This window comes from Pedococcus sp. P1_H8, from assembly GCF_056405175.1.
This window is the reverse complement of record NZ_JBFUCP010000509.1, coordinates 1-352: the sequence shown is the minus strand read 5'-3', so window position 1 is coordinate 352 and position 352 is coordinate 1. Positions and strand designations below refer to the sequence as shown.

Annotated in this window: 1 protein-coding gene; it reads right to left on the bottom strand. The window is 67.3% G+C overall.

Annotated features, from left to right (window positions below; genetic code table 11):
* Positions 1–352: MaoC family dehydratase (locus tag AC1DYG_RS21085; protein ID WP_477641761.1), on the bottom strand; the 352-nt coding region annotated here is incomplete at both ends.

Genomic DNA, 352 nt, shown 5'->3' with positions numbered 1-352 from the left:
CCATGGTCTTTCGGACCGCGGTCGCGACGATGTCGCCGTGCTGGTTGCGCGCGGTGTGGGCGAGGGTGACGATGCCCTCGCCCGGCCGGCTCTTCGACTCGCGCTTGTCGACGATCACCGTCTCCGCGTACATGGTGTCGCCGTGGAAGAGCGGCTTGGGGAACGCGATCTCGGAGAACCCGAGGTTGCCGACGATGGTGCCCTGGGTCAGCTGCGCGACCGACAGCCCGACCAGCGTGGAGAGCGTGAACATCGAGTTCACCAGCCGCTGGTTGAACGGCGGCAGCGCGTCGCTGAACGCGGCGTCCAGGTGCAGCGCCTGGGTGTTCATCGTCAGCGTGGTGAACAGGAC